Origin of the sequence: Microbacterium sp. NPDC058062 (genome assembly GCF_042885375.1) — a bacterium.
Classification (GTDB): domain Bacteria; phylum Actinomycetota; class Actinomycetes; order Actinomycetales; family Microbacteriaceae; genus Microbacterium; species Microbacterium trichothecenolyticum_C.
In genome coordinates, this window is sequence record NZ_JBHVSC010000004.1 from 447,049 (window position 1) to 462,214 (window position 15,166).

The window sequence follows — 15,166 nt, forward strand, 5'->3', positions numbered from 1 at the left end:
AGACGCGCCGCGTATGATTGCCGTTTCCCCTCCTTCGTTCGTGAGAACCCATGACGTCGACTGCGCCCTCCCCAGCCCCGCCCGCCCGCTTCGCCGGGCTGGACGGCATGCGCGCGATCGCCGTCCTGCTCGTGGTCGTCTACCACCTGTTCCCTCCGGCGCTGCTGCCGGGCGGGTTCGTCGGCGTGGACGTGTTCTTCGTGATCAGCGGATTCCTCATTACGAGCCTGCTGCTGCGGGAGCAGCTCTCGACCGGGCACGTCGCCCTCGGACGGTTCTGGCAGAGGCGCGCGCGGAGGCTCGTGCCCGCCCTCACGGTAGTGGTCGTGGTCTGCTCGGCGCTCGCCTGGATCGTGGGCGGCGACGTGCTCGTCGACCTGGACGACCAGGTGCTCGGAGCGGCGACCTTCAGCTACAACTGGGTCTCGGTCGCGGGGGGCGGCGGATACTTCGCCGCCGCGACGCCCGAGCTCTTCCGCAACTTCTGGTCGCTCGCGGTCGAGGAGCAGTTCTATGTGCTCTGGCCGCTGATCTTCCCGCTGTTCCTGCTGCTCCCGCGCACGTGGGCGCGCACGGCGGCCGCCTTCGCGCTGGCGGCGGCGTCGGCCGTCTGGATGGGCGTCGCGGTCTCGGGCGGCGGCGACGTCACGCGTGCCTACTTCGGCACCGACACGCACGCGTTCGGCCTGCTCCTGGGCGTCGGCCTCGCGTTCCTGCTCACTCCCCTGTTCCGGGCGACGGATGCTGCCCCCGCTGCGCTCGTCGCGACCACCAGCGACGGCACCCGCGGGCCGCACTGGCGCGCGGTGCCGGGGGCGGGGCCGGTCGGCGCCGTCGCGGCCGTGCGTCCGCGCTGGGTCGAGTCGCGTGTCGCGCGGGACGTCACCGGAACAGCCGGTGTGCTCGCCCTCGCCGGCCTGGCCGCGCTCGCCATGGTGCCGCAGACCTCCTCGGCGGCGACGTTCCCCGGTGCCCTCCTCGCCGCGAGCCTTCTCAGCGCAGTCGCGATCGTCGCAGGCGTGTGGCCCGGCTCGTGGTTCGGACGCGCGATCGACGTGCGGCCGATGCGCTGGATCGGCGACCGCTCCTACGGCATCTACCTGTGGCACTGGCCGCTCCTCGTGCTCGCGGTCGCGGCGTTCGCACCCGACGCGACCGTCGCCACGGCGCCGGTCTGGATCGGCCTGGGGGTCCTCGCGGCGACGGCCGCAGCATCCGCCCTGTCGTTCCGCTACATCGAGACCCCCGTGCGCCGGCACGGATTCCGCGCCTCGGTGCGCCTGCTCACCACACGGCTGCAGAGCGGGCCCGGCGCCCGGCTCCGCGCCGTCGGCGTGGCGCTCAGCGCCGCACTCGTGCTCGCCGGTGCAGGCACCGCCATCGCGGTCTCGCCCGACGAGACCAGCGCCGAGGCCGCCGTCGCGGCAGGTCGCGCCGCCCTCGAGAAGGCGCTGCGCGAGGCCCCCGCGCCGATCGCTCCCTCCCCTTCGGGAACGGATGCCGCGTCCCCCGCGGCTGCCGACATCACCGGCGACCAGATCAGCGCCGTGGGCGACTCCGTCATGCTGGCGTCCGCCGGCGGGCTCGTGGAGCGCCTGCCGGGCATCGACGTCGACGCCGAGGTCTCGCGCTCGATGTGGGCCGGGCCCGACATCGTCGACGACCTCGAGGCCACCGGCCGGCTGCGGCCGTACGTCGTCGTCGCCCTGGGCACGAACGGCGCGGTCGACCCCTCGACGCTGGAGCAGCTCGCCGACACCGTCGGACCGAAGCGCAACCTCGTGCTCGTGAACGCGTACGCCCCGCGCGACTGGATCCCCGGCGTCAACGCCGAGCTCGCCGCATTCGCCGAGGACCACCGCAACGTCATCGTCGCCGACTGGTCGGGCGCCATCGCACCCCACGAGGACCTCCTCGCCGGCGACAGGATCCACCCCGGCGCCGCCGGCGGCCGCATCTTCGCCGACACCGTCGCGGCCGCCGTCGACGAACTCGCCGACGAGCGCCGCGAGTATGCCGCCGACCGCGCGGACCGCCTCGCCGAGATCCTCAGCGCCGACCTCACCCCCTGAGCCGGCGCCGCGTCGAGCCCCGGCATTGCGCCGGGTCGCAGCATCCGTCTCCCCTCCCCCGCTTGTTCGTTCGTCACAGATGTACGCGGAATCGCCCTTCGGGCGTACATCCGTGACGAACGAACGGGGGCGCGACGAACGAACAGGGAGGGGGCGCCCGAGAACGCAGCGAGGCCCGTCACCCAGGGGGTGACGGGCCTCGCGGTGCAAGGGGTGCCGGGCTGCTGCGCCCGGCGGCATCCGATTACTCGGACTTCTCCTCGGCGGGGGCCTCGACGGCCTCCTCGGCGGCAGCCTCAGCGGCGGCGCCCTCGTCCTGCGACTCGGCGCCGGCCTCGGCGGCCTCGTCGGCGGCGGGAGCCTCCTCGGCGGGGGTCTCCTCGGCGGGAGCCTCGTCGGCGGGAGCAGCCTTGGCGGCGGCAGCCTTCTTGGCGGACGGCTTCTTCGTCACGGGCTCGAGGACGAGCTCGATGACGGCCATGGGCGCGTTGTCGCCCTTGCGGTTGCCGACCTTGGTGATGCGGGTGTAGCCGCCGTCACGGTCCGCGACCAGCGGAGCGATCTCGGTGAAGAGGACGTGCACGACTTCCTTGTCACCGATGACCGACAGCACGCGACGACGCGCGTGCAGGTCGCCGCGCTTCGCGAACGTGATGAGACGCTCGGCGAGCGGACGCAGGCGCTTGGCCTTGGTCTCGGTCGTCTTGATCGACTTGTGGGTGAACAGCGCAGCGGCCAGGTTCGCAAGCAGCAGGCGCTCGTGGGCGGGGCCGCCTCCGAGGCGGGGACCCTTGGTGGGCTTGGGCATTCTCATTTACTCCAGTGTGAAAAGTCGGTCGGGAAACGGATGCTGCGGCATCCGGTATCCGGCTGGCTCAGACGGTCTCGTCGTCGTAGCCGCCGTAGAAGTGCGCACCGTCGAACCCGGGGACCGAATCCTTCAGCGACAGGCCGAGCGAGACGAGCTTGTCGCGCACCTCGTCGACCGACTTCTGACCGAAGTTGCGGATGTTCATGAGCTGCGTCTCCGAGAGGGCGACGAGCTCCGACACGGTGTTGATGCCCTCGCGCTTGAGGCAGTTGTACGAACGCACCGAGAGGTCGAGGTCCTCGATGGGCATCGACAGCTCGTTCGACAGGACGGTCTCGACCGGCGCGGGGCCGATCTCGATGCCCTCGGCCTCGACGTTGAGCTCGCGGGCCAGGCCGAAGAGCTCCGTCAGGGTGCGACCGGCCGAGGCGACGGCGTCACGCGGGGCGATCGAGGACTTGGTCTCGACGTCCAGCACGAGCTTGTCGAAGTCGGTGCGCTCACCGGCACGCGTCGCGTCGACGCGGTACGAGACCTTGAGGACCGGCGAGTAGATCGAGTCGACCGGGATCTGACCGGCCTCGGCGTACTCGTTGCGGTTCTGGGTCGCCGAGACGTAGCCGCGGCCACGCTCGATGGTGAGCTCGAGCTCGAACTTGGCGGTGTCGTTCAGCGTCGCGATGACGAGCTCGGGGTTGTGCACCTCGACACCGGCCGGAGCCGAGATGTCGGCGGCGGTGACCTCACCGGCGCCGGTCTTGCGGAGGTACGCGGTGATGGGCTCGTCGCGCTCGCTGGACACGACCAGCTGCTTGATGTTGAGGATGATCTCGGTGACATCCTCCTTGACACCGGGAATGGTGCTGAACTCGTGGAGGACGCCGTCGATGCGGATCGACGTCACGGCTGCGCCGGGGATGGACGACAGGAGGCTGCGACGCAGCGCGTTGCCGATCGTGTAACCGAAGCCGGGCTCCAGCGGCTCGATGACGAAACGGCTGCGGAACTCCCCGATCTTCTCCTCGGTCAGAGTGGGACGCTGTGCGATGAGCACTATGTGTTCCTTTCGATCACGTGCCCGCTATATGACACGTGCGGTGGGTGAGGTGTTGAGTTTTACTCGGGATGCTGCGGCCGCCGCTCGCGCGCCTGGCCGGGCATCCGTGAAACGTGCCGGAGCCGGGGCACCGACGAACGGTGCCCCGGCTTACGGGATGTCAGACGCGGCGGCGCTTGGGCGGACGGCAGCCGTTGTGGGCCTGCGGCGTCACGTCCTGGATCGAGCCGACCTCGAGGCCGGCGGCCGTCAGCGAGCGGATCGCGGTCTCGCGGCCCGAGCCCGGACCCTTCACGAAGACGTCGACCTTCTTGACGCCGTGCTCCTGCGCCTGGCGGGCAGCGGACTCCGCGGCCATGCCGGCGGCGTACGGCGTCGACTTGCGCGAGCCCTTGAAGCCCACGCCACCCGACGACGCCCAGCTGATGACGGCGCCCGACGGGTCGGTGATCGAGACGATCGTGTTGTTGAACGTCGACTTGATGTGGGCCTGGCCCAGCGCGATGTTCTTCTTCTCCTTGCGGCGCGGCTTGCGCGCGGCGGACTTGGCCTGTGCCATTGCTCTGCTCTCCTAAAACCCTGGGGGCCGCGCCTTAGCGCGCCTTCTTCTTGCCGGCGACGGTGCGCTTCGGGCCCTTGCGGGTACGCGCGTTCGTCTTCGTGCGCTGACCGCGCACCGGGAGGCCGCGGCGGTGGCGCAGGCCCTCGTAGGAACCGATCTCGACCTTGCGGCGGATGTCGGCGGCAACCTCACGACGGAGGTCACCCTCGACCTTGTAGGTGCCTTCGATGTAGTCGCGGAGCGCGACGAGCTGGTCGTCGCTGAGGTCCTTGACGCGGATGTTCTCGTCGATCTCCGTCGCGGCGAGGATCTCGTTCGAGCGGGTACGGCCGACGCCGTAGATGTACGTGAGGGCGATCACCACGCGCTTGTCGCGCGGGATGTCAACGCCGGCAAGACGTGCCATGCGATTCTCCTGAGAGTTGGTGGAGGTGTGGAGCAGTGTCGGTGCCCGGGCCCCCAGCCCGAGGTGTCCCCTCCGGAGAGGTTCTGACGCTGCCTGTAGTCGTATTCAGTTGTGGGATGACGGATGCCGCGGCTCGCGGCATCCGTCCAGACCTGAGGTCAGCCCTGGCGCTGCTTGTGACGCGGGTTGCTCTTGCAGATCACCATGACGCGACCGTGGCGACGGATGACCTTGCAGTGGTCGCAGATGGGCTTGACGGAGGGGTTGACCTTCATGATTTCTTCTCTTCGCTGTCTTCACCGGGCAGGCCGGAGCCTGGGGTGTTACTTCTCGACCGGTCTAGCGGTAGCGGTAGACGATGCGCCCGCGGGTGAGGTCGTAGGGCGAGAGCTCCACGACGACACGGTCCTCGGGGATGATGCGGATGTAGTTCTGCCGCATCTTGCCGGAGATCGTCGCGAGGACCTTGTGGCCGTTGCTGAGCTCAACGCGGAACATCGCGTTGGGCAGCGCCTCGGACACGACGCCCTCGATCTCGATGACACCGTCTTTCTTCGCCATACGCTCGCTAACACTTGTGCAGACCGGTCGATCTGCGGTGGATGGGATTCGGTGCGGCGACACGCCAATACAGGCGCAACGCACCAAAGATCAAGCATACGTGATAGTGGATGCCTCGGCAAATGACCGCGGTGCGGTCACGGCTCGCACTCAGGAACGCCGGCGACGCACCACCGTGATGAGCACGACCGCGGCTCCTCCGATGAGCAGCGCCCCGCCCACCGCGATCGCCCACCACGGCACGGTGGTGCCCGTGGCCGGGAGCTCGCCGTCGGGTCCGGGGCCCGGGTCGGGCTCCGGCGTCGGCGTGGGAGTGGGCGTCGGGGTCACTCCGGGTTGGCCTGCGGTGAGCGTGTTCGTCACCGTGAACGCGAGCGGCTGCTGCGCGCTGGCGTCCGTGATCACGAGCGACGCGGGGCTGAGCTCGGGCTCGCCCCAGGAGGCGCCCTCGGGATCCTGGGGCTGCACCTCCGCGACGGAGCAGACCGCGCCGACCGGGGCTTCGATGGCGTCGGTCGTCTCGCCCGCCGCGAGCGACCACGTGCCCACGAGCACCTCGCGCAGTCCGTCGGGGGTCGTGCACATCCAGGTGCCGCGGAACCCGTCGGAGAACACGACGTCGTCGGGATTCTCGACGGCCTTCGTGATCGTGAAGGCGCCGAGCGCAGCCGCCGGGACGAAGACGTTCGTGACGACCACCTGAAGCGGGACCTCCGCCGACCCCGCGGTCACGACGATCGAGTCCGGGTCGATCACGGGGATCTCCCACAGCCCGTCCCCCGGGTCCCCGGGAGTGGTCTCGCTCACGGTGCACGTCGCCCCCACGGGCGCCGCGATCGGATCGCTCGTCTCACCGGCGGAGAGCGACCACGTCCCGGAGCCGGCGAGCGTGGCGCCGAGCGTGCACTGCCAGGCGCCCGAGAACTCGACGTCCGGTGCGCCGTCGCCCGTCACCGCCTTCTCGATCGTGAAGGCGCCGCGCGCGATCGTGTTCGTGAGGGTGAAGTCGATCTGCGGCTCCACGCCCGGCACGACGGTGAACGTGGGCGGTGCCGGGTCCCACACCGGCGTCTCCCATGCGAAGTGCGCGGCGGGGTCCGCACGCGTTCCGCTCACCGGAGGCGCGAAGACGCGCGCGCCGACGCCGAGGTGCTCGGCGACCACGCACTGCGCACCGGCCGGAAGTCCGTCCACGAGGGTCGTCTCCCCCGGGGCGACGGCCCATTCGGCGACGGCGACCCCGTCTTCCGGGATGTCGCACGTCACGGTGCCGAGGAACAGGGTGTCCTCGGGCAGGAGCGCCGCATCCTCCGGCGAGACGTTCTTCGTGATGGTGACCGAGCCGGTCTGCAGGATCGGCGGGTTCACGTCCGGGATGCACGCGAACGGCGCGTCGACGAACGGGTAGTTGTGGTGCTCGTTGCCGACGCCGTCCATCACGATCGAGCCGTTCGTGTACAGGCGGCCGTTGGTGCTGGCTGTGACACGCAGCACCGGCTGATCCGCCGCCGGGTCTGCCGCGGGGACGAGAATCGTGCCGAGCACCTGCGACGAGCCTGCGACGTGCACCGACGTCGCCGCGGTGAAGTTCCAGAGGGTGCGCTGCGAAACGACGCCGAACATGGGCGAGGCGGGGTCGTCGACGCGGTCGGCGCCGTCGCCGAAGTAGTACGGCGCCCATGTCACCGGGCCGGAGCCGGTCACGTTGACGATGACGGTCGCGCCGTCGGGGATGCCGCTGAAGTGGATCTCGGGGTTCGCCGCGAGCGCCGACGACGCGATCGTGAAGACCTGCTGCGTCGCCGCGCCGTCGCCGGCGAAGTCGATCCGTGTGAAGGCGGCCGTCGTGGTCCCCGTGGGCGCGAGGGCCGCGTAGGACGTCGACGCGGCCGTGATGTCGGTGCCCCAGGTCGCCCAGTCCGCGATCGCGTCGGCGCCCATGTCCTGGGTGAGCGTGCCGTTGTTGAGCCGGTAGCGCGAGCCGTCGGTCTCGTAATCGGGCGTGGTCGCACCGCCGACCTGCACGCTGCCGCCGAGGAGCTCGCCGCTGACGACGGCATTCGCCCCGACGTCGAGCACCGTGCCCGCGCCGACCGAGAGGTCGCCGCCGACCGCGAGCATCACTTCCCCGGGCGTCGGAGCGACACCCGATCCCACACCGACCCAGCCCACGTTGACGGTGCCGTTGTTCCCGGCGAAGTCCGCCGAGCCCGCGACGACGACGAGGCCTTCGACCTCGGCCGACGACGGCAGCGCCGAGAAGTCGCCGCCCGCGTAGACGGCGACGTTGTTGTCGGTGAAGACGGGGTTGTCGTTGCCTGGACCGGGGATCGTGCCCGGCGGGCACTCCCCCACCGCGGCGACGGCCGCCTCGGGCTGCGCCAGCGGCGAGACCGCGATCACCCCGGCGCCGGCGAGCGCGCCGATCGCGAGCACGGCACCGATCCGACGAACCATTGCCTGCGGCATCCGCTCTCCCACCCTCTCCTCCGACAGAGCGACTCTATGGGGTCGGGGGAGGCCCGCGACGAACGCGCGAGAGAACGGATGCCGCGAGTCGCGGCATCCGTTCCCCGGAAGAATTATCCGAACAGCGTCGCGAGCGAGCCGGCGGGCGGGAGCGACGAGTTCGCGATGACCTGGCCGTTGACGGTGATGGTCGGGGTGCCGATGCCCGAGGAGCCCGGCTGGATCGGAGTTTCGGGCGTCATCGCGGTGACGTAGCCGGCGTAGGTGCCGTCGTTGACGCACGAGTCGATGCCCGTGACGCCGACGCCCGACGCGATGTCGAGGATCTCGTTGTTCGTGAGGCCCTTCGAACCCTCGGAGGGCTGGTTCTCGAACATCGCCTGGAGGAAGGGCAGCGACGCGTCGGCGTCGGCGACGGCGACGCAGTAGGCGGCGTTCGCGGAGCGGGTCGAGTACTGGGTGCCGCTGGACTGGCTGTCGAGGATCGAGATCGGGTGGATCTCGAGCGTCATGCTGCCGTCGTCGACCATGCTCTGGATCTCGGCGCCGTAGACCTGCTCGAACTGGTTGCAGACGGGGCACATGAAGTCGACGTAGGTGCCGAGGGTGTCCTCACCGGTGCCGACGACGATCGCGCCGGTCTCGCTATCGATGTTCGACGCCGACGGCGTGTTCACCTCGGTCGGCAGCGGCTTGGGCGTCGCCGCGTTGTTCAGGGTGACCACGAGCACGGTGACGAGCACGAGCGCCACCACGACGCCCAGGGTCACCCAGATCGCGAACCAGTTGGTCTTGCGTGCCGTCTGTGCCATGTGGAGCCTCCTAGGCGATCTCGCGCGGGGTCACACCGAAGGGCGCAAGGCCCGCGGCGCCGCCGTCGGGTGCGGTGAGCACCCAGATTCCGTCTTCGTGAACGGCGACGCTGTGCTCCCAGTGGGAGCCGGCGGTGCCGTCGATCGTGGAGACCGTCCATCCGTCGTCTTCGACGAACGTGGCCTGGTCGCCGATCACGACCATGGGCTCGATGGCGAGCACCAGTCCGGGCCGCACCTCGGGGCCCGGATCGGCGACGCGGTAGTTGAACACCGAGGGCGACTCGTGCATCTTCCGGCCGATGCCGTGCCCGACGTACTCGCGCAGGATGCCGTAGGTGCCGGACTCGGGCGAGTTCGCCTCGATGTGCGCCTGGATGGCGGTGCCGACCTCGCCGATGTGCTTCGCGGTCGCGAGCGCGGCGATGCCGGCCCACAGCGACCCCTCGGTCACGTCCGACAGGTGCTGCCGCTGAGCGACGACCTCAGGACGGCTGTCGTCGGGGAGGACGAACGTGAACGCGGAGTCCCCGTTCCAGCCCTTGTACTCGGCGCCGGCGTCGACGGAGAGGATGTCGCCGGGTGCGAGCACCCGGTCGCCGGGGATGCCGTGCACGACCTCCTCGTTGACCGAGGCGCAGATGGTGTGGCGGTACCCGCGCACCATCTGGAAGTTGGACTTCGCGCCCCGGCCGGTGATGAGAGCGGATGCCGCGGCATCCAGCTCCGCCGTCGTCACGCCCGGAGCGATCAGGCTGCGGGCCGCGTCGAGTGCCGCAGCCGTGATGAGCCCGGGCTCCACCATCGCCCGCAGCTGGGCGGGCGACTTGTAGATCGAACGGCGGAGCGACACGGGATCAGGCGACGGGGACGCGGACGAGCCCGCGCGCCTCGAGGGCGGAGACGATCCGCTCGGTGATCTCGTCGAGGCTGCCCACACCGTCGACCGGCACGACGAGGTCGCGCGTCTCGTACACGCCGAGAATGGGCGCCGTCTCGCGCTCGTAGATCGCCAGACGGTTGGCGATGACCTCTTCGGTGTCGTCGCTGCGACCCTGCTCGGCAGCACGGCCCGCGATGCGGGAGATGCTCTCCTCACGCGGCACGTCGAGCAGGATCACGGCGTCCAGCGCCTCGTCGCGTCCTTCGAGGAACTCGTCGAGGTGCATGACCTGAGCCACGTTGCGGGGGTAGCCGTCAAGCAGGAAGCCGCCCTCGGCGTCGCCCTGCGAGAGGCGCTCGCGCACCACGGCGCTGGTCAGCTCGTCGGGGACCAGGTCGCCCGCCTCGATGATGGCCTTCACCTGGCTGCCGAGGTCCGAGCCGTCCGCGACGGCGGCGCGGAACACGTCGCCCGTCGAGATGGCCGGGACGCCGAACGCCTCGGCGATGCGGATGCCCTGCGTGCCCTTGCCCGAACCCTGTGGGCCGACGATCAGAAGTCGCGTCATCGGAGGAGCCCTTCGTAGTGGCGCTGCTGCAGCTGCGCGTCGATCTGCTTCACCGTCTCGAGACCCACGCCGACGATGATCAGGATCGAGGCGCCGCCGAACGGGAAGTTCTGGTTGGCGCCGACCGTCGCGAGGGCGATGAGCGGCAGGAGCGCGATCAGACCGAGGTAGATCGAGCCCGGGAGCGTGATGCGCGTGAGCACGTAGTCCAGGTACTCCGCCGTGGGGCGACCGGCACGGATGCCGGGGATGAAGCCGCCGTACTTCTTCATGTTGTCGGCGACCTCGACCGGGTTGAACGTGATCGCGACGTAGAAGTACGTGAAGCCGACGATGAGGAGGAAGTACAGCGCCATGTACAGCGGGTGGTCGCCGCGCACCAGGTACAGCTGGATCCATGCGACCCAGGCCGGAACCTCTTCGCCCGCCTGCGGCTGGTTGAACTGCGCGATGAGCGCCGGGATGTACAGCAGCGACGAGGCGAAGATGACGGGCACGACGCCGGCCATGTTGACCTTGATCGGGATGTACGTGTTCGTGCCGCCGTAGGTGCGGCGTCCGACCATGCGCTTGGCGTACTGGACGGGGATGCGGCGCTGCGACTGCTCGACGAAGACGACGAGCGCGACGACGACGATGCCGACGGCCAGGACGAGCAGGAAGACCTCGAAGCCCTTGGACTGCCAGATCGCCCACATCGAGGCGGGGAACGCTGCAGCGATCGAGGTGAAGATCAGCAGCGACATGCCGTTGCCGATGCCGCGCTCGGTGACGAGCTCGGCGAACCACATGATGAGGCCGGTGCCGGCGGTCATCGTGATGATCATGAGCAGCTGAGCCCACCACACGTCGTTCGTGAGGAGGTTCTCGCACTCGGGAACACCGGTGGTCCCGAAGAGCTGGCCGCTGCGCGCAACGGTGACGAGCGTGGTCGACTGCAGCAGTGCGAGCGCGATCGTGAGGTAGCGCGTGTACTGCGTGAGCTTGGCCTGGCCCGCCTGGCCCTCCTTGTAGAGGGTCTCGAAGTGCGGGATGACGACGCGCAGCAGCTGCACGATGATCGTCGCCGTGATGTACGGCATGACGCCGAGGGCGAAGATCGACAGCTGCAGGAGGGCGCCGCCGGAGAAGAGATTCACCAGCGAGAGGAGGCCCTCGGTGCCGGCGGACTGCCGCAGACACGACTGCACGTTCGGGAAGTCGACGAACGGCGCAGGAACGTGCGCGCCGAAGCGATACAGGGCGATGATCGCCAGTGTGAATGCGATCTTCCGCCGAAGGTCGGGTGTGCGGAAGATCCGCGCGATGGCGCTGAACAAGAGGATTCCTCCAGAGGGGGCGTCGGCACGCAGACGTACCGACGTCCAGGGTAACCCAGTGGGGGCCGGAGCAAGCTCCGACCCCCACTGTGTGCGTATTACTTGACGGCGCCGCCCGCGGCGACGATCTTCTGCTCGGCCGAAGCCGAGACCTTGTCGACCGACACGTTGAGCTTCACCGCGATGTCGCCGGTGCCGAGCACCTTGACCTTCTCGTTCTTGCGCACTGCACCCTTGGCGACCAGGTCGCCGATGGTGACGTCGCCACCAGCCGGGTACAGCTCCGCGAGCTTGTCCAGGTTCACGACCTGGTACTCGACGCGGAACGGGTTCTTGAAGCCGCGGAGCTTCGGGGTGCGCATGTGCAGCGGCATCTGCCCACCCTCGAAGCCGACCTTGACCTGGTAGCGGGCCTTCGTACCCTTGGTACCGCGACCCGCCGTCTTGCCCTTCGAGCCCTCACCGCGACCGACACGGGTCTTCGCGGTGTTGGAGCCGGGGACCGGACGAAGGTGGTGCACCTTCAGCACGCCCGGGCGCGAGGCCGGAGCGTCCTTCTTCGGGGCAGCCTTCTTGGCGGGGGCCTTCTCAGCCTTGTCCGCCTTGGCAGCGGCCGCCTTCGCGGGGGCCTTCTCGGCGGCCGCCTTGGGAGCAGCAGCCTTCTTCTCGGCGGCCGCCTTGGGAGCAGCAGCCTTCTTCGGGGCCTTCTCGGCCTCGACGGCGTCGTTCTTCTCAGCCATCAGTCGATCTCCTCAACCTTCACGAGGTGCGCGACGGTCCGGACGTAGCCGCGCGTCTGCGCGTCGTCGGGGCGGACGACCGAGTCGCCGATCCGCTTCAGACCGAGCGAACGCAGCGTGTCACGCTGGTTCTGCTTCTCGCTCACCTTGGACTTGACCTGCGTAACCTTCAGGCGCGCAGCCATCAGACACCTGCCTTCGCAGCGGCCGCGGCCTCAGCCTCGGCACGGACGAGACGGGCGGGGGCGACCTGGTCGAAGTCGAGACCGCGACGCGCGGCGACCGCACGGGGCTCCTCGAGCTGCTTCAGGGCCTCCACCGTCGCGTGGACGATGTTGATCGTGTTCGACGAGCCGAGCGACTTCGACAGCACGTCGTGGATACCGGCGCACTCGAGGACGGCACGCACCGGGCCACCGGCGATAACACCGGTACCGGCGGCGGCGGGGCGCAGCAGCACCACACCGGCAGCGGCCTCACCCTGCACGGGGTGCGGGATGGTCGAGCCGACGCGCGGCACGCGGAAGAAGTTGCGCTTGGCCTCTTCGACACCCTTCGAGATCGCCAGGGGCACCTCGCGGGCCTTGCCGTAGCCGACGCCCACCACACCGTTGCCGTCGCCGACGACGACGAGCGCGGTGAAGCTGAAGCGACGACCACCCTTGACGACCTTCGACACGCGGTTGATGGTGACGACGCGCTCGAGGAACTGGCTCTCGTTGCGATCGCGACCACCGCGGTCACCGCGGGTCTGGTTGCGCTCGCGCCCACCGCGGCGCGGCTCGCGCTCGCGCTCGGCGGGAGCCGTCGCGGCGGCGTCGGCCGGAGCCTCGGCAGCAGCCTGCTCGGTCACGATGTTCTCCTTGTTGTCACTCACAGGTTCAGACCTCCCTCGCGGGCGCCGTCGGCGATCGCCGCGACACGGCCGGCGTAGCGGTTGCCGCCACGGTCGAACACGACGTCCGAGACGCCGGCGGCCTTCGCGCGCTCGGCGACGAGCTCGCCGACCTTGCGGGCCTTGGCGGTCTTGTCACCGTCGAACGTGCGCAGACCGGTCTCGAGCGTCGAGGCCGAGGCCACGGTGTGGCCCTTGCTGTCGTCCACGACCTGCACGAAGACGTGGCGGGCCGAACGGGTGACGACGAGGCGCGGACGCAGCTCGGTGCCGACGACCTTCTTGCGGAGGCGGGCATGACGGCGCGAACGCGCCTGGGTCTTTGTCTTGACAGCCATGGTCACTTACCACTCTTTCCGGCCTTGCGACGAACGACCTCGCCGGCATACCGCACACCCTTGCCCTTGTACGGCTCGGGCTTGCGGATCTTGCGGATGTTGGCCGCGGCCTCGCCGACGGCCTGCTTGTCGATGCCCGCGACCGTGAGCTTGTTGTTGCCCTCGACGGTCAGGGTGATGCCCTCGGGCGCCTCGACGAGGACGGGGTGCGAGAAGCCGAGAGCGAACTCGACCGCCGTGCCCTTCTGCGCGACACGGTAACCCGTGCCGACGACCTCGAGACCCTTGGTGTAGCCCTGGGTGACACCGATGATGTTGTTGTTGATGAGCGTGCGGGTCAGGCCGTGCAGCGAACGCGAGGCGCGCTCGTCGTCGGGACGGGTCACGACGACCTGTGCCTCTTCGACCTTGACTTCGATGGGACGGGCCACGGTGAGCAGGAGCTCGCCCTTGGGGCCCTTGACGGCGACATCCTGGCCATCGACCGAAACGGTCACGCCGGCGGGGATGTCGATCGGAAGACGACCGATTCTCGACATGTCAGATCACCACACGTAGGCGAGGACTTCCCCACCCACGCCCTTCTGCTCTGCCTGACGGTCCGTGAGAAGACCGGAGGAGGTGGACAGGATCGCGACGCCGAGGCCGCCGAGGACGCGGGGGATCTCGGTCGACTTCGCGTACACGCGGAGGCCGGGCTTCGAGACGCGCTTGATGCCGGCGATCGACCGCTCGCGGTTCGGGCCGTACTTGAGCGTCAGGGTGAGGGTCGAGCCGACGCGGGCGTCGCTGACCTCCCACGCGGAGATGTAGCCCTCCTGCTTGAGGATCTCGGCGATGTGGGTCTTGAGCTTGGAGCTCGGCAGCGACACGGAGTCGTGGTGCGCCGAGTTCGCGTTGCGCAGACGGGTCAGCATGTCTGCGACCGGGTCTGTCATTGTCATTTCTTGATTCCTTTGTTCACGAGGTATCGGCAGGCGTTACACGCCGGACGACCTTCCATGATTGCCATGTTCAGTTGTGGGATCCGGATGCCTCGACCCGCGCGCATGCGCCCGGGTCGAGGCATCCGATTCAGGAATTACGCCTGCGCCTCGTCCGACTTGAACGGGAAGCCCAGGGCGCGCAGGAGTGCGCGGCCCTCGGCGTCCGTCTTCGCCGTCGTGACGATGGTGATGTCGAAGCCGCGGACGCGGTCGATCTTGTCCTGGTTGATCTCGTGGAACACCGACTGCTCCTGGAGACCGAAGGTGTAGTTGCCGTGACCGTCGAACTGGGCGCCCGAGAGGCCGCGGAAGTCGCGGATGCGGGGCAGCGCCAGGTTGACGAGGCGGTCGATGAACTCCCACGCGCGGTCACCACGGAGGGTGACGTGCGCGCCGATGGCCTGGCCCTCACGCAGCTTGAACTGCGCGATGGACTTGCGGGCCTTGGTCACGACCGGCTTCTGACCGGTGATCTTGGTGAGGTCGTCGACCGCGCCATCGATCACCTTGCTGTCGCGAGCTGCCTCGCCGACACCGGTGTTCACGACGACCTTGACCAGGCCGGGGATCTGCATGACGTTGGCGTAGCCGAACTCGTCCTGCAGAGCCTTCTTGATCTCGCCGTTGTACTTCTGCTTCAGGCGGGGCTGGATCTTGCCAGCCTCCACGGCAGTGGTGCTGCTCATG

At 69.2% G+C, this 15,166-nt stretch carries 19 protein-coding genes; 1 reads left to right on the forward strand and 18 read right to left on the reverse strand.

What is annotated here, in order from left to right; genetic code table 11:
• The first annotated feature begins 50 nt into the window (after window positions 1-50).
• Window positions 51-2,072 (forward strand): acyltransferase family protein, encoded by a 2,022-nt coding sequence (locus ACFVSU_RS15380; RefSeq protein WP_387144643.1) that lies wholly within the window; start codon window positions 51-53, stop codon window positions 2,070-2,072.
• 244 nt (window positions 2,073-2,316) lie between these two features.
• On the opposite strand, the gene rplQ is transcribed toward ACFVSU_RS15380, so the two are convergent.
• The 18 genes from rplQ to rplE all read right to left on the reverse strand — a co-directional run bounded on the left by rplQ (window position 2,317) and on the right by rplE (window position 15,165).
• Window positions 2,317-2,880, reverse strand: a complete 564-nt coding sequence (gene rplQ, locus ACFVSU_RS15385; RefSeq protein WP_387145277.1) for a 50S ribosomal protein L17 — start codon at window positions 2,878-2,880, stop codon at window positions 2,317-2,319.
• A 67-nt stretch (window positions 2,881-2,947) separates the two neighbouring features.
• The gene (locus ACFVSU_RS15390) at window positions 2,948-3,937 is read right to left on the reverse strand and encodes a DNA-directed RNA polymerase subunit alpha (protein ID WP_116194480.1); all 990 of its coding nucleotides are present in this window, start codon (window positions 3,935-3,937) and stop codon (window positions 2,948-2,950) included.
• Window positions 3,938-4,100: 163 nt separating this feature from the next.
• Complete coding sequence (gene rpsK, locus ACFVSU_RS15395; RefSeq protein ID WP_018171470.1) at window positions 4,101-4,499, reverse strand: 30S ribosomal protein S11; 399 nt, start codon at window positions 4,497-4,499, stop codon at window positions 4,101-4,103.
• Window positions 4,500-4,533: 34 nt separating this feature from the next.
• Window positions 4,534-4,908, reverse strand: coding sequence for a 30S ribosomal protein S13 (rpsM, locus tag ACFVSU_RS15400; protein ID WP_387144648.1), 375 nt, complete (start codon window positions 4,906-4,908; stop codon window positions 4,534-4,536).
• A gap of 158 nt (window positions 4,909-5,066) precedes the next feature.
• Complete coding sequence (gene rpmJ, locus ACFVSU_RS15405) at window positions 5,067-5,183, reverse strand: 50S ribosomal protein L36 (protein WP_005050492.1); 117 nt, start codon at window positions 5,181-5,183, stop codon at window positions 5,067-5,069.
• A 64-nt stretch (window positions 5,184-5,247) separates the two neighbouring features.
• Complete coding sequence (infA, locus tag ACFVSU_RS15410; protein WP_018171468.1) at window positions 5,248-5,469, reverse strand: translation initiation factor IF-1; 222 nt, start codon at window positions 5,467-5,469, stop codon at window positions 5,248-5,250.
• A 150-nt stretch (window positions 5,470-5,619) separates the two neighbouring features.
• Window positions 5,620-7,926: a choice-of-anchor A family protein gene (locus tag ACFVSU_RS15415; protein WP_387144651.1), complete on the reverse strand. Its 2,307-nt coding sequence runs from the start codon at window positions 7,924-7,926 to the stop codon at window positions 5,620-5,622.
• A gap of 125 nt (window positions 7,927-8,051) precedes the next feature.
• Window positions 8,052-8,750, reverse strand: a complete 699-nt coding sequence (locus ACFVSU_RS15420; protein ID WP_387144654.1) for a DsbA family protein — start codon at window positions 8,748-8,750, stop codon at window positions 8,052-8,054.
• A gap of 10 nt (window positions 8,751-8,760) precedes the next feature.
• Window positions 8,761-9,603 carry a type I methionyl aminopeptidase gene (gene map, locus ACFVSU_RS15425; protein WP_375871621.1) on the reverse strand — a complete coding sequence of 281 codons (843 nt, stop codon included), beginning with the start codon at window positions 9,601-9,603 and terminating at the stop codon, window positions 8,761-8,763.
• A 4-nt stretch (window positions 9,604-9,607) separates the two neighbouring features.
• Window positions 9,608-10,201, reverse strand: a complete 594-nt coding sequence (locus tag ACFVSU_RS15430; protein WP_387144658.1) for an adenylate kinase — start codon at window positions 10,199-10,201, stop codon at window positions 9,608-9,610.
• Window positions 10,198-11,520, reverse strand: a complete 1,323-nt coding sequence (gene secY / locus ACFVSU_RS15435; RefSeq protein WP_045301508.1) for a preprotein translocase subunit SecY — start codon at window positions 11,518-11,520, stop codon at window positions 10,198-10,200. The genes ACFVSU_RS15430 and secY overlap by 4 nt, the downstream gene beginning before the upstream one ends.
• A 98-nt stretch (window positions 11,521-11,618) precedes the next feature.
• Window positions 11,619-12,260, reverse strand: a complete 642-nt coding sequence (gene rplO / locus ACFVSU_RS15440; RefSeq protein ID WP_387144662.1) for a 50S ribosomal protein L15 — start codon at window positions 12,258-12,260, stop codon at window positions 11,619-11,621.
• Window positions 12,260-12,445 (reverse strand): 50S ribosomal protein L30, encoded by a 186-nt coding sequence (gene rpmD / locus ACFVSU_RS15445; protein WP_018171461.1) that lies wholly within the window; start codon window positions 12,443-12,445, stop codon window positions 12,260-12,262. The genes rplO and rpmD overlap by 1 nt, the downstream gene beginning before the upstream one ends.
• Window positions 12,445-13,137 carry a 30S ribosomal protein S5 gene (rpsE, locus tag ACFVSU_RS15450; RefSeq protein ID WP_056371379.1) on the reverse strand — a complete coding sequence of 231 codons (693 nt, stop codon included), beginning with the start codon at window positions 13,135-13,137 and terminating at the stop codon, window positions 12,445-12,447. Before rpsE ends, rpmD begins: the two co-directional genes overlap by 1 nt.
• Window positions 13,134-13,493, reverse strand: coding sequence for a 50S ribosomal protein L18 (gene rplR / locus ACFVSU_RS15455; protein ID WP_056371381.1), 360 nt, complete (start codon window positions 13,491-13,493; stop codon window positions 13,134-13,136). Before rplR ends, rpsE begins: the two co-directional genes overlap by 4 nt.
• 2 nt (window positions 13,494-13,495) lie before the next feature.
• Window positions 13,496-14,032 carry a 50S ribosomal protein L6 gene (gene rplF / locus ACFVSU_RS15460; protein ID WP_387144667.1) on the reverse strand — a complete coding sequence of 179 codons (537 nt, stop codon included), beginning with the start codon at window positions 14,030-14,032 and terminating at the stop codon, window positions 13,496-13,498.
• A 6-nt stretch (window positions 14,033-14,038) separates the two neighbouring features.
• Window positions 14,039-14,437, reverse strand: a complete 399-nt coding sequence (gene rpsH / locus ACFVSU_RS15465) for a 30S ribosomal protein S8 (RefSeq protein ID WP_045301501.1) — start codon at window positions 14,435-14,437, stop codon at window positions 14,039-14,041.
• A 137-nt stretch (window positions 14,438-14,574) separates the two neighbouring features.
• Window positions 14,575-15,165: a 50S ribosomal protein L5 gene (gene rplE / locus ACFVSU_RS15470; RefSeq protein WP_310288360.1), complete on the reverse strand. Its 591-nt coding sequence runs from the start codon at window positions 15,163-15,165 to the stop codon at window positions 14,575-14,577.
• Between the last annotated feature and the right edge of the window lies 1 nt (window position 15,166).